Annotated in this window: 13 protein-coding genes; 5 read left to right on the forward strand and 8 right to left on the reverse strand. The window is 43.1% G+C overall.

Features of this window, described 5'->3' with window-relative positions; genetic code table 11:
* The coding region (locus AKG37_RS00005; protein WP_149865057.1) for a collagen-like protein at window positions 1-1,378 on the forward strand (1,378 nt) is incomplete at its 5' end.
* Window positions 1,379-1,397: 19 nt separating this feature from the next.
* On the opposite strand, the gene AKG37_RS00010 is transcribed toward AKG37_RS00005, so the two are convergent.
* From AKG37_RS00010 to gltB, 7 genes are all read right to left on the reverse strand, one after another.
* Window positions 1,398-1,958, reverse strand: coding sequence for a CatB-related O-acetyltransferase (locus AKG37_RS00010; RefSeq protein ID WP_060697014.1), 561 nt, complete (start codon window positions 1,956-1,958; stop codon window positions 1,398-1,400).
* 64 nt (window positions 1,959-2,022) lie between these two features.
* Window positions 2,023-3,390 (reverse strand): MATE family efflux transporter, encoded by a 1,368-nt coding sequence (locus AKG37_RS00015; RefSeq protein WP_060697015.1) that lies wholly within the window; start codon window positions 3,388-3,390, stop codon window positions 2,023-2,025.
* Between the two features lie 25 nt (window positions 3,391-3,415).
* The gene (gene dacB, locus AKG37_RS00020) at window positions 3,416-4,900 is read right to left on the reverse strand and encodes a D-alanyl-D-alanine carboxypeptidase/D-alanyl-D-alanine endopeptidase (protein ID WP_060697016.1); all 1,485 of its coding nucleotides are present in this window, start codon (window positions 4,898-4,900) and stop codon (window positions 3,416-3,418) included.
* Window positions 4,901-5,027: 127 nt separating this feature from the next.
* On the reverse strand, window positions 5,028-6,014 hold the full coding sequence (locus tag AKG37_RS00025) for a pectinesterase family protein (protein WP_060697017.1): 987 nt from the start codon (window positions 6,012-6,014) through the stop codon (window positions 5,028-5,030).
* Between the two features lie 87 nt (window positions 6,015-6,101).
* Entirely contained in the window at window positions 6,102-6,803 is a 702-nt protein-coding gene (locus tag AKG37_RS00030) for a DUF421 domain-containing protein (protein WP_060697739.1), read from the reverse strand.
* Between the two features lie 179 nt (window positions 6,804-6,982).
* The gene (gltD, locus tag AKG37_RS00035; protein ID WP_060697018.1) at window positions 6,983-8,467 is read right to left on the reverse strand and encodes a glutamate synthase small subunit; all 1,485 of its coding nucleotides are present in this window, start codon (window positions 8,465-8,467) and stop codon (window positions 6,983-6,985) included.
* 16 nt (window positions 8,468-8,483) lie between these two features.
* The gene (gltB, locus tag AKG37_RS00040) at window positions 8,484-13,055 is read right to left on the reverse strand and encodes a glutamate synthase large subunit (RefSeq protein ID WP_060697019.1); all 4,572 of its coding nucleotides are present in this window, start codon (window positions 13,053-13,055) and stop codon (window positions 8,484-8,486) included.
* 152 nt (window positions 13,056-13,207) lie between these two features.
* On the opposite strand from gltB, the gene gltC reads away from it, so the two are divergent.
* From gltC to AKG37_RS00055, 3 genes are all read left to right on the forward strand, one after another.
* Window positions 13,208-14,110: a glutamate biosynthesis transcriptional regulator GltC gene (gltC, locus tag AKG37_RS00045; RefSeq protein WP_060697020.1), complete on the forward strand. Its 903-nt coding sequence runs from the start codon at window positions 13,208-13,210 to the stop codon at window positions 14,108-14,110.
* Window positions 14,111-14,204: 94 nt separating this feature from the next.
* Window positions 14,205-15,938: an ABC transporter ATP-binding protein gene (locus tag AKG37_RS00050; RefSeq protein ID WP_060697021.1), complete on the forward strand. Its 1,734-nt coding sequence runs from the start codon at window positions 14,205-14,207 to the stop codon at window positions 15,936-15,938.
* The gene (locus AKG37_RS00055) at window positions 15,931-17,760 is read left to right on the forward strand and encodes an ABC transporter ATP-binding protein (protein ID WP_060697022.1); all 1,830 of its coding nucleotides are present in this window, start codon (window positions 15,931-15,933) and stop codon (window positions 17,758-17,760) included. The genes AKG37_RS00050 and AKG37_RS00055 overlap by 8 nt, the downstream gene beginning before the upstream one ends.
* 38 nt (window positions 17,761-17,798) lie before the next feature.
* On the opposite strand, the gene AKG37_RS00060 is transcribed toward AKG37_RS00055, so the two are convergent.
* Window positions 17,799-18,638 (reverse strand): MerR family transcriptional regulator, encoded by an 840-nt coding sequence (locus tag AKG37_RS00060; protein ID WP_060697023.1) that lies wholly within the window; start codon window positions 18,636-18,638, stop codon window positions 17,799-17,801.
* Between the two features lie 87 nt (window positions 18,639-18,725).
* Here AKG37_RS00060 and AKG37_RS00065 point away from each other — a divergent pair, with 87 nt between their 5' ends.
* Entirely contained in the window at window positions 18,726-19,295 is a 570-nt protein-coding gene (locus AKG37_RS00065) for a GNAT family N-acetyltransferase (protein ID WP_060697024.1), read from the forward strand.
* The last annotated feature ends 16 nt before the right edge of the window (window positions 19,296-19,311 follow it).

Genomic DNA, 19,311 nt, shown 5'->3' on the forward strand with positions numbered 1-19,311 from the left:
AGGATCTACTGGTGCAACGGGTGGCACTGGACCAACTGGAGATACTGGGGCCACGGGTATCACTGGAGTAACCGGATCTACTGGTGCGACAGGTAGCACTGGAGCAACAGGACCTACCGGCGCAACGGGGATCACTGGTTCAACCGGTCCTACTGGAGCAACGGGGATCACTGGACCAACTGGTCTTACCGGCGCAACCGGTAGCACTGGAGCAACGGGCTCTACCGGTGCAACGGGAATCACTGGACCAACTGGAGATACTGGGGCCACGGGGATCACCGGTTCAACCGGATCTACTGGCGCAACGGGTGGCACTGGACCAACCGGACCTACTGGCGCCACTGGTAGCACTGGACCTACCGGACCTACTGGTGCGACAGGTAGCACTGGAGCAACAGGACCTACCGGCGCAACGGGGATCACTGGTTCAACCGGTCCTACTGGAGCAACGGGGATCACTGGACCAACGGGTGGCACTGGAGTAACTGGACCTACTGGCGCAACCGGTAGCACTGGAGTAACCGGATCTACTGGCGCAACGGGTGGCACTGGACCAACCGGACCTACTGGTGCAACCGGTAGCACTGGAGCAACTGGACCTACCGGCGCAACGGGGATCACTGGAGTAACTGGACCTACTGGCGCAACCGGTAGCACTGGAGTAACCGGATCTACTGGCGCAACGGGTGGCACTGGACCAACCGGACCTACTGGTGCAACAGGCAGCACTGGACCTACCGGCGCCACTGGTAGCACTGGGTCTACCGGTGCGACAGGGATCACTGGAGTAACTGGACCTACCGGTGCAACGGGGATCACTGGACCAACTGGACCTACCGGACCTACTGGCCGCACAGGTGCCACCGGTTCAACCGGACCTACTGGTGTCACAGGTATTACCGGTGTGACTGGACCTACTGGTCCTACTGGCGTGACCGGTATCACTGGGGCTACTGGAACAGGTGGCTTTACGGATACTGCACTTTATGCTGCTAATAGTTCTGGACCTACCATTGTTACTGTAGCTGGTGGAACGAATATTCCTCTGCCAAACTTCCAAAACATCACTGGATTTACAGCAAACGGAACAAACACTGTTTTTACTGTTCTGCAAACTGGTAAATATTATATTACGTATCAAGTCAACACCACTACAGCTCTTTTAATAAGTACACGTTTGCTTTTAAATGGAGATACTGTGCCCGGTTCTGTTCAATCACCGGTTCTCTCTACTTCGTTTATCAATAATACTTTAATCGTCAATTTAACAGCTGGAAGCACCATTTCACTTCAGTTTTTCGGGGCCATTGTCACAGCTATTTTAGTTGGAGGGGGCGGTGCTACAGGTGCTACCTTGACCATCATACGGCTTAGCTAAACGAAAAAAGAAAGGCTTTTCAGCCTTTCTTTTTTATGTCTTCTATTACATTGATACAATGTTCAATATCATGAGATTGCAAATGATGAAAAATAGATTGGATGATTGTAAACTCTAAATTCCACCATTCTAATAACTGCAGTTTTTCAATAACTTCAGATGAAAATCGATATTTCATGAGCTGCTGGGGATTTCCGGCAGCAATTGCATATGGCGGCACATCCTTTGTGATCACACTATTTGCTCCGATCACGGCCCCATTCCCTATACTTACTCCTGACATGATCGTTGCACCATATCCAATCCATACGTCATGTCCTATATGCACATCTCCCTTCGTTTTGGGATGTCCTTCGATATGGGCAGCTTCTTTGAAAATTTGATTAAACGGATACGTTGTGACCCAATCTGTACGGTGTTCACCGCCTAGAAAAATTTTCACTTCGTTTGCAATGGAACAAAACTTCCCAATATTTAATGTCGCTCCCTCTCCCCACGTCAGCACTTGGAAATCTGGTCCGGCATAAGAAAAGTCACCGATTTGATAAGAGCTTAGTTCACTTCTTTGATTTAAAAACATAGAAGATCTGACCTCCTTAAAAGTGATAGATCTTCGTATGTATATGCTGATTCACGCCTTCACATTATGACTGAACAAGCGCCACAATCTGTTTTTTCTTCCATACGAGCTGATAGTAGCTGTATTGAAGGAGTAAGTTCACAAAGAAAGCTGCAGGGTAGCCGATCCATATTCCCTTAATGCCAAGAGATGTATAGTGTGATAAAACATAAGCGACTGGTACTTCTACAAGCCAAATGGAACAAATGCTAAAGATCGTCGGCCAAAGAACTGTTCCACTTGCTCTCATCGTGGCTGCAACAATTTGTCCCGTTCCAAAAATGAGATAGCTCCATAGTGTGATGACGACCAAACTATAGGCAATGTCTATCGTTCCAGGATCTGTTAAAAAGATTGATAAAATCTGCGGTGCAAAAATATAAACGAAAATAATGATCAATCCGCCTATGGCGAAGTTGAGTCCTAACCCAATTTTAATCACATCTTTCAGACGATTCATATTCCCCGCACCGATGAATTGTGCAGCAAAAATAGAGACCGCAATACCAAGACTCACTGCCGGCATTTGCACATAACTTACGACTTGATTGACAACACCATAGGCAGCTGTCGCCTGTGATCCATAATCGTTGACAAAAGAAATCACAGCAATTTCTGATAAAGAAATGAGGATCATATTAATGCTTGATGGGATACTGAGCTTTAATAACGTTTTTAATAGATCCCCCTTCATCAATAAATGCTTTCGCACTGATGCATCGATGCGAAGTGGGTGCTTTGTTTTATATAAGTAGATATGTAGAATGATAAACGTCACAAAAGTTGAAATCACAGAAGCATATGCAGCGCCGTATAACCCAAACGCAGGCAATCCGAGCCAGCCAAATAATAAAATAGGCAGCATCAAAATATTCGTTACGGTACTAATCATTAAGAAATAAAAAGGCGTTTTCGAATCCCCTGTCCCTCGCAAGAAGGTCGTATAAACAAAATAAAGAAATAAGATCGGCATAGAGATGAATAGGATTCTGGCATATGCCGCACTTTCCTTCACGATATTAGCGGGTGTTCCCATAATGTTTAGGATGTCTGTTGCGAAAAACCCTCCAATGATCGCTAAAGATAGTCCAATTAAAAAAGTGAATGAAAGCGTTGTGCCGATAATTTCTTTTAATCTCTGTTCATTTTTTGCTCCATACGCTTGTCCAATCAGGATCGAGCTTCCCGATCCAATTCCAATGGAAAAAGAAACGAGTAAAAAGAAAAGCGGAAAGAATGCAGAAACGGCAGCCACTGCATCCTCTCCAATCCATCTACCGACAAGCACAATGGACACAAGCTGTCCGATCGATTGCAAGATATTGCTTAGCAACAACGGGATGAGAAAAATGGACATGGTTTTTACTAAAGATTGATTGTTATCTAACGTCATGATGGTTCCCCTTCTCTATCTAAATCTAAAGATTCTCAGCTAATATGCTGACAATACGGTCTTCTATCTCTTTCCCTTTTTCGTCATCAACAAGGTGATTGAATAAGATGGAAAAAGCAAGCGTCTTTCCGCCCTGCGTGTCAATATATCCAGAAAGTGTGCTGACCGCTGTTAACGATCCTGTTTTTGCACGGACTTTTTCTAGTGTAGCAGGTCCTTTCAATCTGTTTCTTAACGTTCCTCCTACCATTCGTTCACTTGCCCCTGCTAAAGGAAGCGCATGTTCATAGGTTTTAAACCATTGTTCCTTTTGAATGTTTGTCAAAAATAAAGTGAACTGGTTGGCAGAGACAAGATTAATAGGTGATATCCCCGATCCGTCACGCAGCACTGCAAGCGAAGGATCAACACCAAACGCAGGAAGCCGTTCATTCATGACATCCAGCCCAGCTTCAAAGCTCCCTTTGTTTTTTACTTTTTTACCAAGTTCTTTTAATAAAATTTCTGCATGGGTATTGTTGCTGAGTTTCATCATGGGAACAAGCAGCTCTGATAAAGGCATCGATGAATGGGAGGCGATTTTTTTGGCTTTTTTAGGAACTTGTTTTGTTTTCAGTGGTCCTTTTACTTGAATGCCTTCTGCCTTTAACGCTCGTTTCATTAAATCTAAAGCATAGGCTGCCGGGTCCCATAAAGCGACCCATTGTTTAGATGAGCTTGCTTTAACAGGGATGGTTCCCGTCAAAGTGATCTTGTTTGTTCCGTGAGAGCGCTTAAAAGAGATTTTCTTTTTTCCGTCTTCTGGGACTGTTTTCACTTGATTAATGACTTGAGCGACATCTGTCTTCGGGATCATCTCATAGTCGGCTTTCTGCCCTGCTTTCTTTCCTGGTTTTACTTCAAGAATGATAGTACCAGCATCATAATCTTGATTTGGCGAAGCCGTAAGAGCAGATATTTGTGCACCATAATATTGATCCTCATCACTCCAAGGCAGATCGATGGAGTATCTCGTATCATCATACCATGTGTCATCTGCCGCAAGCTGTCCGCGAATGGTATGTATTCCAGCCTTTTTGACCTGTTTGGCAAGTGCTGCAAAATCCTCCTCTAATAAAGTCGGATCTCCAGTACCGCGAAGATAAAGGCTACCATGTAACGTTTTCTTTTGAATAGAACCATCCATCCAGATGTCTGTAGGGAATGTGTGTGTTTCTCCAAGTATATCAAGTGCGATAGCTGATGTGAGCAGTTTCATATTAGAAGCAGGAGTAAGACGAATATCGGCTTGATGTTCATAAAGAAGAGAGGTGTCAGAAGTATCGCGGACGCTGATGCCAGAGATCGCGCCCTCTAAATCAGGTGCTGTTCGTATGAGTTCGTCTAAAGCTGTGACCCAAGTCAGAGAATCGTCACGAGCTGTGAGCTGTTCATCTTTCGCTGAAAAAGGGAGAAATAAAATCGACAGGATACATATTTGTAAAAACATGAGCTGTGAAAAACGCTTCACCCAATCCCTCCTTTATTGTAGCAGCCAATTTTAGAAGAATATGTTCATTATACACAAAAGAACGTTTGTTCTCAAAGGTTTTTTAAACAGAAAAGTCAGCTTTCTTTGACGAAAACTGACAAGCCCTTTACCTCTTTTCTGGATTCCAGCCATCGGCTCCGCCAAGAACTGCTTGAACCGTGATCTGCCTTGCTTCGTTATTGGTTAAAATAGTTGACCATTTGACGCGGTTTGCTGGACTGCTTCCTGCTCCTGTCGATCCAAACTCTTGATACCTGGCCGTTTTTTCGTTGTCACGGTTATCCCAGTTATGCCATCCCTCTGCTTTTATATGGTCATCCATTGTTGTATGAAGGAATGTCACAGCCGAATAAGGTCTCCACGGACGTCCCAAATAAACCGATTGCGCACCTGCCGTTCCCTTTTTCAACGTAGAATCCATAAATACGTAGCCGTACCTTTGTGCTTCTGTAGTGGATGCTGCAGTAATATACCCATTTCCAAGGCTTTTTATTTCAGCTCTTTTAAACACTGCTGTGGCTGATCCAAAAATAAAATCAACCGTACCCTCGATGTAGCAGTTTTCATAATATTGCCGCCCTGTGCCTGTTGCATAAAGTGTATCTTGATAGCCTAAGACCCTTATTTGCTTGAACACAGCCCGGTCTCCAGACACGTACAGCGCAACCGCCTGACCAGCATGTCTGCCGGCTGTATTTTGAAAGGTGATATTTTCTGCATAAAAGTCGTTTGCACGGATCATTGTGCTTGAGCTATTGGTTGTGCTGCCAGTGCTTGCATTTGTATCATCATACGTAAGAATCGTATTGTACTGATCTTCACCGATAAAAGATACGTGCGGTTTATTTTGCGGAAGCAGAATTTTTTCTTTATATACACCATTTTTAATATAAATCGTTACCTGTTGTTGATTATTTGCTGGAATGGCATCAATGGCTGACTGAACGGTGCGGTATGAGCCACTGCCCTTTTGATCAACCACGAGAACACGGTTCGTTTGATTATGATGCCCGGCTTCTGCTGCTTGAATTGAAGCTGAGTCAAAAAGAAATAAAAACAAAACGATGACAATCCATACGTTTCTATACTTCATCCCACATCTCCTCCTCGCTATGTGAACGTTTTCATTTAACATTCTTTTTGATCCTATTCCATACACACGGAAAAAACACCCACAAATTTATGTTGTGGATGTTTTTTTAGATTTTTCATATTGCATCGCATAAATCCCTTCATTTTCAATCCATTCACAAAATAGAACATCTCGATAGGAAGAAATATGTTGCTTTTTTAACTGATCATTCAGCCAGGATTCATCAAAGCCAGCTTCCTGTAAATCTTTTTTTAAAATTTCGCCATCGATAATAAATGTTCTAGGCAATTTCACTTCTTTTCCTTTCACGTTCACATCTTCTGCTGTGGCTGGTGCGTATTTCATTTTTGGTAGAACACTGATCGAGCCGTCTGTTTCCAAAATGGCGTATTCAATTTCATTCAGGGCAAAATGGCCTTTCGCTCGAATCAATGTCTGCAGCTGATTGAGATCAAGCATATTCTTCTTCAAGCGATTGTAGCGAATCTTCCCCTGATCAATCACAAGAGTAGGTCTTCCTTCTAAAAAAGCCCGAATGGATTTAAAGTGCTGCGAAAGCCATTCAACTGTATAAATGAGAACGCCCCATACCGCAACTGCAAATAAAATGTGCAGAATACTGACTTTTGGATCAAAAATAGCGTTTCCGACCATTTCTCCTAAAATCAGTGCAGAAATAAAATCAAACGGTGTGATCTGTGCAAATTGTGTTTTTCCTAATAATTTTGTAATAAAAAATAAGGCGAAAAATCCGATTAAGAGTTCAGTCAAAATATTAACGTACGGCACAAAAATTCCTTCCTTTCTTGCTGCATTTACATACAGCATATACATGAATGGAAGGATCTAAACGTTTTCGTCTTTTCAACCAATGCACCCACTCTTCATCTATACCTTCAATACATAAAAAGCCATGATCCAAAGTATGGTCATGGCTTTTCTATATATTGTAACACCCTTTGTTTGACCTATTTTGGCAGAACCGAACTCCCCATTAAATAACGGTCTACCTCGTGCGCCACTTGTCTGCCTTCATTAATTGCCCAGACAATCAAGCTTTGCCCGCGTCTTGCATCTCCCGCTGCAAATACGCCTTCTACATTTGTTGTATATTCCCCATATTTTGCGTCAATGCGATTGTTTTTGCTGTCCACGCCAAAGTGTTTCACAAGCGGCTGTTCAGTTCCCTCAAAACCAATTGCAATAAAGACTAGCTGAGCAGGCCATACCTTCTCTGTTCCTGGAATTTCATGAAATTCAAACTTCCCTTGTTCGTTTTTCACCTTTTCCATTTGAATGGTATGAAGCTCTTTTAATTTCCCATTTTTATCTGCCACAATTTTTGTGGTTTGAATCGAATATTGACGCGGATCTGCTCCGAATTTTGCTTGTGCTTCTTCATAAGCATAATCCAGTGAGAAGACATAAGGCTGTTCTGGCCACATGTTATCCCCTACACGTGTATCCGGAAGCTTTGGATGCTTCCCAAATTGAACAACACTTTTTGCTTTTTGGCGAAGTGCAGTTGCGACGCAGTCCGCACCTGTATCTCCTCCGCCAATCACAATCACGTCTTTTCCTTTTGCATCAATGAAATTTTTATCTTTAAATCCTGAATCAAGCATGCTTTTCGTTGCGAGGGTTAAATAATCCATCGCTAGGTGAATTCCCTTTGCTTCCCGGCCTTCAATTAACAAATCACGCTGTTTTTGTGCACCTGTACAAAGAATAACCGCATCAAACTGCTCTTTCAGCTCATCGGCAGTGATGTCCACACCGATCTCTGTGTTCGTCACAAAGTCAATGCCTTCTTGTCTTAGCAATTTGACTCTTCGTTCAACCACTTCTTTGTCCAGTTTCATATTTGGAATGCCATACGTCAGCAGTCCGCCAAGACGATCAGAACGTTCGAACACTGTCACGGCGTGTCCTGCTTGGTTTAATTGGTCAGCACTTGCAAGTCCTGCTGGTCCTGAGCCAACAATGGCAATTTTCTTTCCAGTACGGCTTGAAGGGATTCTTGGTGTGATCCATCCGTTTTCAAAGCCTTTATCAATGATCGTACGTTCGATATTTTTAATCGAAACAGCTGGATCATTGATGGCAACTGTACAGGAACCTTCGCAAGGTGCTGGACAAACTCTCCCAGTAAATTCAGGGAAATTGTTTGTTTTTTGCAATCTTTCAAGTGCTTCTTTCCATCTCCCGCGATAGACAAGGTCATTCCACTCTGGAATTAAATTATAGATCGGGCAGCCAGATACGCCGCCCCTGATCTCCATCCCGATTTGACAAAACGGTGTTCCGCAATCCATACATCTAGCGCCCTGCTTCTTCAATACGTCATCTGTATAAGGAGCTGAATATTCTTTCCAGTCATTTTGACGAGTGAGAGGGTCACGTTCATTTGGCTTTTCTCTTTTATATTCCATAAAACCTGTTGCTTTGCCCATTGTCCTCTCCCCTTTCTTAATGAGCGAGGGCTGCTTTTTGCCCGTTTGCCGTTTCCTGATTTTTCGGTTTTGTGTTTGCTTCGAAGGCGAACATCACCGCTTCTTCATGACTAAGGCCCGCTTGTTTTTGTTCTTCAATGCTTTGAAGCATCATTTTGTAATTTCTCGGAATAACTTTGATAAATTGATCCTTTTCTTGCTCCCAGTTTTCGAGAAGTGCTGATGCTTTTGAGCTGTTTGTATAATCAAGATGCTCTTTGATCATCTGCTTCACTTCTTGTTCTTCTTCATGATCTGTGAGCTTTTCAAACATGATCATTTCCATATTGCACATTCTTTTGAACTGCTTTGCATCCGATGTATGGATGTAAGCAACCCCGCCAGACATACCTGCGCCAAAGTTTTTCCCTACGTCTCCTAAAATGACGACACGTCCGCCAGTCATGTATTCACAGCCGTGATCACCGATTCCTTCAACAACCACATGTACTCCTGAATTACGAACGGCAAAACGCTCACCAGCACGCCCGTTAATATAGGCTTTTCCGCTAGTTGCGCCGTAAAATGCGACGTTTCCGACAATGACATTTTCATGTCCATTTTGCACAAAGTGTTCAGATGTTTTAACAGCAATTTTGCCTCCTGAGAGTCCTTTGCCGATATAGTCATTTGAATCACCTTTTAAATATAAAGACATGCCCTTTGGCACAAATGCACCAAAACTTTGCCCAGCTGAACCAGTGAATCGTAGTGTGATGGTATCCTCTGGCAAGCCTTCTTCCCCGTAGCGCTTAGACACTTCACTGCCAGTAATGGTTCCAGCCACACGGTTGACATTGCGAATGTTCAAAGATAGATCAACCGGTGTTTGATGATTCAGCGCTTCTTGTACATAAGGAAGAATTTCATTCACATCCAGCGATTCATCAATTTTATGATTTTGTGGTGTTCTGAATGTCCGCGCACCTTCTGGCTGATAAAGCAGTGTTTCAAGGTTTAGCTGGCCTGCTTTCCAGTGAGCTTTTGCTCGTTCACTGACCGCAAGAACGTCTGTGCGTCCGATTAATTCATCCATTGATGTAAAGCCAAGTTCTGCTAAGATTTCTCTTACTTCCTCTGCAATAAACATCATAAAGTTCACAATGTGATCAGGGTTCCCCATGAATTTTTTGCGAAGCTCTGGATTTTGTGTGGCAACACCGACTGGGCAAGTATCTAGATGACATGCTCTCATCATCACGCAGCCTAATACGACAAGTGGAGCTGTCGCAAAGCCGTACTCTTCTGCTCCTAAAATCGCAGCCATAACAACGTCGCGGCCAGTCATTAACTTTCCGTCTGTTTCAAGAACGACTCTCTCACGAAGACCGTTTAACACAAGGGTTTGATGTGCCTCTGCCAGCCCAAGCTCCCAAGGAAGTCCAGTATGTTTAATACTCGTTTTCGGTGAAGCTCCTGTACCGCCGTCATAGCCGCTGATGACAATGACATCCGCAGTTCCTTTTGCTACACCTGCAGCAATCGTGCCAACGCCGGCTTTAGACACAAGCTTGACACTGATGCGGGCATCACGGTTCGCATTTTTCAAATCATGGATCAGCTGAGCCAAATCCTCGATGGAATAAATATCATGATGCGGCGGCGGAGAAATCAATCCGACACCTGGTGTAGAACCACGTACATCTGCAACCCAAGGATAGACTTTATTTCCTGGCAGCTGTCCGCCTTCTCCCGGCTTTGCTCCTTGCGCCATTTTAATTTGCAGTTCCTCTGCATTCACCAAGTAATGACTCTTCACACCAAATCGGCCAGAAGCGATTTGTTTAATGGCACTTCTTCTGTCATCACCGTGTTCATCTACTGTAAAGCGAGCTGGATCTTCCCCGCCTTCTCCGCTGTTACTTTTACCGCCAATACGGTTCATCGCAATCGCAAGTGCTTCATGTGCTTCTTTACTTAAAGATCCAAATGACATGGCACCTGTCTTAAAGCGGCGCACGATAGATTCAGCAGATTCAACTTCCTCCAGACGAACTGGCTTTTGTTTTGACTGGAAAGCAAACAAGTTTCTGAGGAAGCCGATTCTTTCTTCGTCCGCTGCCTTTGTATATTGTTTAAATAGATCGTAATCATCATTGCGGCATGCCCACTGGAGCGTATGGATCGTTTTTGGGTTAAAGGCATGGTGCTCTCCATTTTTTCTCCACTGGAATTCACTTCCAGATTCAAGTGTTTGGTCAGTGGCTGCCTGATACCCTGCTTCATGACGCAGTTTTGCCTCACTCGCAATGGTGTCAAGATCAATCCCGCCAAGCTGAGAAGCTGTTCCTGTGAAATACGCCTGAATGACGTCTTCACTAATGCCGACTGCTTCAAAGATTTGCGCGCCTCTATAACTTTGCACTGTGGAAATTCCCACTTTAGACATGACTTTGACGACACCTTCTGTCACGCTTTTACCAAACTTTGTGACAGCTTCATCAAAGCTGATCGAAATCGCTTCGTCTGCAATCAGCTGTTTGTACGTTTCGTACACAAGGTAAGGGTGAATCGCATCTGCCCCGTAGCCAATTAGTGCGGCAAAATGGTGGACCTCTCTCACCTCTCCAGATTCCACGATCAGACTGACCTTTGTACGTAAACCTTGGCGTACAAGGTGCTGATGAAGTGCACTTAGCGCAAGAAGTGGTGGAATCGGCACTTTTTGTTCTGTCATCTCACGATCTGAAAGGATTAATAAAGACACACCTTCTCGGATGGCTTTTTCCGCCTCTTCAAACATCGCATCCAGCCCGCGCTTTAAATCATCGGTGAACAGTGTATGAATTGTTTTGCTTTTAAAAGCATTGTGAACAATCGTTTTCAAGCCGTTAAATTGTCCGCTCGTTAAGACCGGTGTATAAAGTTTAATTCTTCGGCATGAGTATTCATTTGGGTGTAAAATATCTCCTTCAGCACCTAACCAAGTCATGGTTGATGTGACGAGCTGCTCACGAATGGCATCAATTGGCGGATTCGTGACTTGTGCGAACAACTGCTTGAAATAAGAAAACAGAGACTGCGCACGATCTGATAACACAGCAAGCGGTGTGTCACTTCCCATTGAGCCAATTGGGTCCTTACCTTCCTCTAATAAAGGAATTAAATACTTTTGAATGTCCTCGTACGTATAATGGAACGCACGCTGACGAGTCAATAAATCGTCAATTATACTAGAATTTTCTGAATTTTCTTCTGAGCGATTGACATGGACCATTTCTTCATCAAGCCATTTTTGATAAGGAAGTTCACCGGCAATGGTCGATTTCACTTCTTCATCAGAAATAATTCGTCCTTCCTCTAAATCAATTAACAGCATTTTGCCCGGCTCAAGACGATCTTTATACTTCACATCTTCTTCATTTATGTCGATCACGCCGACCTCAGAAGAGAAAATGATATGATCATCATTTGTGACATAATATCTTGCCGGTCTTAATCCGTTTCGGTCTAAGATGGCACCGATTTGTTTACCATCCGTAAAGGAAATGGCTGTTGGTCCATCCCATGGTTCCATGAGAGAACTATGATATTCATAAAATGCCCGTTTCTCTTTCGACATGTGCGTGTTTTCTGTCCAAGGCTCAGGAATCAGCATCATCGCTGTATGAGCAGGTGTACGGCCTGCAAGCACAAAGAATTCGAAGGCATTGTCTAGAATGGATGAATCACTTCCGTCTGCATTCAGCACTGGCAAAATCTTGTCTAAATCGTCTCCGAACGCTTCGGATACGAATTGTTGTTCTCTTGCTCTCATCCAATTGATGTTTCCTCTTAATGTGTTGATTTCTCCGTTGTGAATTAAGTAACGGTTTGGATGGGCTCTTTCCCATGTAGGGAATGTATTTGTACTAAATCTTGAATGAACAAGTGAAAATGCAGAAACAAATGTTTCATCCTGTAGATCAAGATAAAAAGCATTGACTTGATCTGATGTTAAAAGCCCCTTGTATACAATGGTTTGACTCGACAAGCTGACAAAGTAAAATTGTTTTTCCTCTGCTGTTCCCCAGTTCTCAGCCTGCTTACGAATGACATATAATTTTCTTTCAAATGACAAACGATCTGTAACGTTGTCGTTTGCTCCAATAAAGACCTGTCTCACTACGGGACAGCTTTTCGCTGCGACCGTACCAATTTTCCCGGCATCGACAGGAACCGTTCTCCAGCCAATTAATGTTTGACCTTCTTGTTTAATGAACCCGTTGATTTTCTGTTCGATGGCTTGACGCGTTTTTTCATCATCATCTTTTGAAAAGAAGACCATTCCTACCCCGTAACGGCCCTTTTCAGGAAGTGATAATTCTTTGCAGTTTTTTCTAAAGAAAGCGTCTGGCAGTTGTACCATTAAGCCGGCACCATCACCTGTATACGGATCACTGCCTTGCCCGCCGCGGTGATCAAGCTGGCACAGCATTTGTAATCCCTTTTTGACGATGCTATGTGTCGCCTCCCCTTTTAAATGGGCGTACAGTCCGATTCCACATGCATCATGTTCAAATTCAGGACGGTAGAGACCTTGTGGTTGTGGTAGTTGATTATAAGTCATCGTTTCTCTCCCCCGTTTAAAAGATCCGTTTTTCACAGTAATAAAATCTCACAAACTCTGTAACTTATTTTAAGTTTTCAAATTAATATAAACAATATATAATTTAGATCAAAACAATCTCTTTTTGAGATAGATGGGTGTGAAGTGCAAAAATGGAGCTTCGTCAGTTACGTTATTTTGTAGAAGTCGCAGACCGTGAACACGTGTCAGAAGCGGCTGAAAACTTACATGTTGCCCAATCTGCCATCAGCCGGCAGATTGCGAATTTAGAAGAAGAGCTTGGTGTAGCCTTATTCGAACGAGAAGGACGAAATATCAAATTAACGAAGATCGGCAGACAATTTTTAGATCATGTCAGAACTGCACTAAAAGCCATTGATTACGCAAAAGAGCAAATTGACGAATACTTAGATCCACACAAAGGAACGGTAAATATTGGCTTCCCTACAAGTCTAGCAAGCCAAGTACTGCCTTCTGTCATCTCCGCATTTAAGCTGGAATATCCGGAGGTCGATTTTTTACTTCGTCAAGGATCCTATAAATTTCTCATTGAAGCGGTAAAAAATCGAGATATCGACCTTGCCTTTTTAGGACCCGTACCAACAAACGATCCTCAAATAGAAGGAAATATTTTATTTTCAGAAAGCATTTATGCCCTTTTGCCTGTTAGTCACCCCTTTAGCGGACAAAGAAGTATTCATTTAAGTGATTTAAGAAAGGATCATTTCGTGTTATTTCCTGAAGGGTATGTGCTGAGACAAATTGCGGTTGATGCTTGCAAGCAGGCAGGCTATAAGCCAACCATTTCATCTGAAGGAGAAGATTTGGATGCGATTAAAGGTCTCGTATCGGCGGGTATGGGCGTTACCTTATTACCCGAAAGTGCCTTTTATGAAACCACACCGCGATTTACAGTGAAAATTCCGATCGATTTTCCGCAAGTGAGAAGAACTGTCGGAATTATTGCCTCGAAGTCACGAGAAATGTCTCCGTCAGCCCATGATTTTTATGTGTTTGTGAAGGATTTCTTTTCTAAAATTGAACAATATAAATAATTCATTCAAACAAGACATTTCATTTGTAGAAATAATCACTCTTTGTATATGATGGGTTACAGAACAACAGACTATATGGAAGAAAGGTATTCGTATGAAATCAATTTTATCGTTTTTAAAGCCGTATCGGCTATCCGTTGTGTCCATTGTCATCCTCACCTTTCTAAGCAGTATGCTTCAGCTGTATTTACCGACTTTGACGGCAGATATTGTCGATGTCGGAATCGTGCAAGGAGATATTGCTTATATATGGAAGGTTGGCGGCTGGATGGTGGCTTGTTCTTTACTCGCCATCCTGCTCACCATCTGGAAGTCTTATTTGTCATCAAAGACTGCACTTGGCTTCGGACGTGATATGAGAAGACAGCTATTTGTGCATGTCGAAAAATTTTCACTAGAAGAGTTCCAAAAGATCGGCACGTCTTCCTTCATTACAAGATCAACAAATGATGTGAAGCAAGTCCAAGATGTCACGATCATGATTTTACAAATGATGACGCGAGCTCCGCTCATGCTTGTGGGCGGAATCATTTTGGCTGTTTCCCGAGATGCTGTCCTGTCTCTTATCTTTTTAGCAGCCCTTCCCCTTCTTGGCGGGTTTATCTATTTGGTATCAAGAAAAGCCATCCCGCTGTTCGGCAAGCTTCAGAAAAAAACAGACCGGCTGAATTTAATTATGCGGGAATCTCTATCAGGCATCCGGGTCATTCGTGCATTTAACCGCGTCGATGATGAAAAGGAGCGATTCCAAGAAGCCAACACGTCCTATAAGGATACTGGCCTTAGAGTCAACCGGTTAATGGCTTACTTGTTTCCATTTATGCTGATTATCATGAACTTCACGAATATCGGTATTGTTTGGCTTGGTGCAAACCGTATTGACGCTGGAGAAATGGAAGTTGGGAACCTCATTGCCTTCATTCAATATGCCATGATGATTTTAATGGCTCTTATTATGCTATCGATGAGTTTTATTATGGTCCCAAGAGCACAAGCATCAGCTAAACGCATGAACGAAGTGTTAAACATGGAACCAAAGATTAAAGATAAAGAAGGAGCGATGACCGACCTTCAGCGCGCACAATCCATTCGCTTTGAGGATGTGTCATTTTATTACTCAAATGCTGAAAAACCGGCCGTTCAAAATATAACGTTTGAAGCCAAAACTGGCGAAACGACAGCTATCATCGGAAGTACGGGTTCTGGGAAAACAACGCTTCTCCAGCTGATGACGCGCTTTTACGAAGTGACAGAAGGCAAGATTACAATAGATGGTGTAGACATTAGAGAGCTGCCACAGGAGAAATTAAGAAGCCAGATGGGCTATGTTTCTCAAAAGGCTGTTTTATTCAGCGGAACCATTGCCGATAATGTGCGCTTCGGCCGGCAGGATGCAAGTGATGAAGACGTCTGGCAGGCGCTGCGAACTGCGCAGGCGGAAGAATTTGTTTTGCAAAAAGATGGCGGAATTGAAGCAGAAATTGATCAAGGTGGATCGAATCTATCTGGCGGTCAGAAGCAGCGGCTTTCCATTGCAAGAGCGCTAGTGAGAAAACCATCATTCTATTTGTTTGACGATAGTTTCTCAGCACTTGATTACAAAACAGATGCAAAGCTTCGGGCATCATTAGAAGCAGAAAAATCGCAGGCTGCTCTCATCATTGTCGCGCAAAGAATCAGCACAGTGAAGCATAGTGATAAAATCATTGTACTTGATGAAGGGAAAATCGCAGGTACCGGAACACATGAACAATTATTGAAGGACAATCTTGTGTATCAAGAAATTGTCGCATCACAGGAAGGTCAGGAGGTGGACGAAAATGAGTAAGAAAATGTCTTCCGGCATGGGCCATAAAGGCGGTCACCCTAAAGGGACAGTCGCAAAACCGAAGGAATTTAAGAAAACACTGCTTCGTTTGACAGGCTATTTAAAACCGAGGAAATTTCAGCTGATCCTAGTGTTCATTGCAGCGATCGGTTCAACTGTCTTTAACGTCATTAGTCCAAAGCTGCTAGGGGATGCCACCTCTTCCCTATTTGACAGCTTTACGAATGGAACAGCCGTTCAATTTGATGTCATTTCACGAATTCTTTTGCTCCTTGTTGTGCTATATATCGTTGCTTCTCTCTTTTCATTCGTTCAGCAATATGTCATGGCAGGTGTCTCTCAACAGACCATTGCTGAATTACGGCAAGAAGCAAATGACAAGCTCACACGTCTCACCCTTCGGTATTTTGATAAAACAACCCACGGGGACACGCTAAGCCGTGTGATGAATGACATCGATAATATCAATACATCGCTTCAGCAGGCGCTCACCCAGGTGATTACATCTGTAATAACGGTCATTGGGATTGTCGTGATGATGCTATTGATCAGCCCGCTGCTGACCTTACTTGTTTGTTTGACGCTGCCACTCAGCCTATTTGCGATTCGCGGCATTACGTCATTTTCTCAAAAGCATTTTAAAGCGCAGCAAAAAGAGCTTGGGATGATCAACGGACATATTAATGAAATGTTCACAGGACATCAAACGGTTCGTGCGTATGGCTATGAAAAAAAAGCAACTGATACATTTGATCAATTAAATGAACAGCTGTATGAATCTTCAAGGAAAGCGCAGTTCATTTCTGGCTTAATGATGCCAATGATGACCTTTATCGGGAACCTTGGCTATGTAGCAGTCAGTGTAGCTGGCGGTATTCTTGTCATTAACGGAAATATTCGTGTCGGAGATGTGCAGGCGTTTATCCAATACACGCAGCAAATGTCTCAGCCACTTGTGCAAGCATCAAGCGTCGCAAACCTAGTTCAGTCAGCGATCGCTTCTGCTGAAAGAGTGTTTGAAATCCTCGATGAAGAAGAAGAAAGTGCCGAAGAAGATGCGGAAGTTGATCTTGAAACACTCTCAGGTGATGTGAGCTTTGAACAAGTTCAATTCGGATATGAAAAAGATCATCCGATTATTAAAGATTTGAATTTAGATGTGCAAGAAGGGCAAACGGTAGCCATTGTCGGACCAACAGGTGCAGGAAAAACGACTATTATCAATCTGTTGATGCGTTTCTATGAATTAGATCAAGGCTCCATACGTATTGGCGGTGTCAAAACAACCGACCTCAGCCGTCAGCAAGTACGAGACTTATTTGCGATGGTTCTTCAGGATACATGGCTTTTTGAAGGAACGATTTACGACAACATTGCTTATGGCAGACAGCACGTCTCAAAAGAGGATGTTATCAACGCCGCCAAACATGCCTATGCAGATGATTTCATCCGCACGCTTCCAGACGGATATGACACACTTTTAACAGAAGATGCCGGCAACCTGTCACAAGGTCAGCGCCAGCTGTTAACCATCGCCCGTGCCATTTTATCTGATCCAAAGATCCTCATATTAGATGAGGCAACAAGCAGTGTGGATACACGGACAGAGATGCACATTCAAAAAGCAATGAATGAATTGATGAAAGGCAGAACGAGCTTCGTCATTGCGCACAGACTTTCTACGATCAAGGATGCCGACCTCATTTTAGTGATGAAAGATGGCACCATTATTGAAAAAGGAACACACACTGAGCTTTTGAAAGAAAAAGGCTTTTATGCCGACCTATATATGAGTCAATTTGCCGAAAACCAAGTCGGTTAACATCAAAAAAGAGGATAGACGCGCATTTCACACGCTGTCTATCCTCTTTTTATTTGTTCATCTTCGCGCTTCTTCACTTTTACACTGAGCTTCGTTATATACTCTGCCTCATCTTTAGACATGAGTGAATGAAGTAAATACTCCTCAAATACATCTCCATCCAGTATCATGTCCTCTTTCTCGATTTCATCTAATACATGCGAATATGCAGATTCAATCTCCTCATATGTTCCTTGATGATACATCATCGCATAGAGGCCGGCAGGTTTTTTAACTGCTCCTGGCCCTTCCATTCGGCAAAACAGTCGATCTGACTGATGAAAGTGGCGCTTACAGAACTGTTCCTTTTTTAATACAGAACCATTTGCGGCAGCTCCTTTTATCCCAATTTCCTTTAGAAATTTTCCTACAATGCGTGAAATTTCTTCTACAGGAGTATGTAAGTCAATTGGATTTGGTGCGCTTAGCATGATTGGTTCCGCTGGCTGCTCTTGAAACAAAACCTCCCCTATTTTCACAGTTGATAATTCACTTGTCGTCTCCATTACCCTCATTAGAAAAGATTGAATATCTTGCAGCTTTTCAATCTCTTGTTTCACCTTTTCTACTTGTTCGGCCGCTAGGCTTTCCAGTCTTTCGCGGGAAGGCGCTGTGAAATATTGTTTTAACTCTTTGATCGGAAATTGAACAGCTCGCAGAGATTGAATCGCAATAAAGTGATCAAATTGCTCAAGTGTATAGTAACGGTAGCCATTTTCATGGACGCCAGCTGGCTTAAATAAATCGATTTTATCATAGTAAAGCAGTGTATCTTTTTTGACATCAAATAGCTTGGCAAATTCTCCAGTGAAAAATGTTTTTTGCACTTCATTGATCATGATTAGGGCTCCCCTCTTGACTATGGAGTTACTCTACCCTTTATCATAACATGCAGGAACACCACTACACGCAGAAAGGATAAGAAAATGAACAAAATCAATCAACATGAAGTGACATTAGCACATGCAAATAAAGAGGACTTCCCTTCTATGAAAAAAGAGCTGCAGAAAGCTTTTACAGCTGGCGTGATCGAGGCATTCGGGGATGCACAAGCTGGACCAATTCCCCCAGATGAAGCAATTGATGAGTCTTTTCATGCGAATGAGAACATTGTTTTTCATATTTTGCGAAATGGAGAAAAGGCTGGCGGGGTTGTCATCAAAATCAATCCAGAAACACATCATAATTCGGTTGACTTGCTATACATCTCTTCGTCTTCACACGGCCGTGGCATTGGTCAGGCAGCATGGAAAGCCATCGAGGCGCAATATCCAGAAACCATCGTATGGGAGGTTGTGACTCCTTATTTTGAAAAACGCAACATTCACTTTTATGTGAATAAGTGCGGATTTCAAATTGTTGAGTTCTATCACTTACGTCACCCAGGCCCAAACGCACCTCGTGAAGCTCATCAAGGAAACGAGCCTTTAGCCCCTGAGGAATTTGAATTTTTTAAATTTGAGAAGGTCATGAAGAAAAAGGGTTCGAACGTATGAAAGCATAGATTTTTTC

The sequence above is a fragment of the Bacillus australimaris genome (genome assembly GCF_001307105.1).
In the GTDB taxonomy this organism is placed as follows: Bacteria; Bacillota; Bacilli; order Bacillales; family Bacillaceae; genus Bacillus; species Bacillus australimaris.

What these genes read in the sequence shown, in the direction of transcription:
- AKG37_RS00010 (WP_060697014.1), bottom strand. Translation starts at nt 1,958, where the DNA reads ATGTTTTTAAATCAAAGAAGTGAACTAAGCTCTTATCAAATCGGTGAC.
- AKG37_RS00015 (WP_060697015.1), bottom strand. Translation starts at nt 3,390, where the DNA reads ATGACGTTAGATAACAATCAATCTTTAGTAAAAACCATGTCCATTTTT.
- AKG37_RS00025 (WP_060697017.1), bottom strand. Translation starts at nt 6,014, where the DNA reads ATGAAGTATAGAAACGTATGGATTGTCATCGTTTTGTTTTTATTTCTT.
- gltD (WP_060697018.1), bottom strand. Translation starts at nt 8,467, where the DNA reads ATGGGCAAAGCAACAGGTTTTATGGAATATAAAAGAGAAAAGCCAAAT.
- gltB (WP_060697019.1), bottom strand. Translation starts at nt 13,055, where the DNA reads ATGACTTATAATCAACTACCACAACCACAAGGTCTCTACCGTCCTGAA.
- gltC (WP_060697020.1), top strand. Translation starts at nt 13,208, where the DNA reads ATGGAGCTTCGTCAGTTACGTTATTTTGTAGAAGTCGCAGACCGTGAA.
- AKG37_RS00050 (WP_060697021.1), top strand. Translation starts at nt 14,205, where the DNA reads ATGAAATCAATTTTATCGTTTTTAAAGCCGTATCGGCTATCCGTTGTG.
- AKG37_RS00055 (WP_060697022.1), top strand. Translation starts at nt 15,931, where the DNA reads ATGAGTAAGAAAATGTCTTCCGGCATGGGCCATAAAGGCGGTCACCCT.
- AKG37_RS00060 (WP_060697023.1), bottom strand. Translation starts at nt 18,638, where the DNA reads ATGATCAATGAAGTGCAAAAAACATTTTTCACTGGAGAATTTGCCAAG.
- AKG37_RS00065 (WP_060697024.1), top strand. Translation starts at nt 18,726, where the DNA reads ATGAACAAAATCAATCAACATGAAGTGACATTAGCACATGCAAATAAA.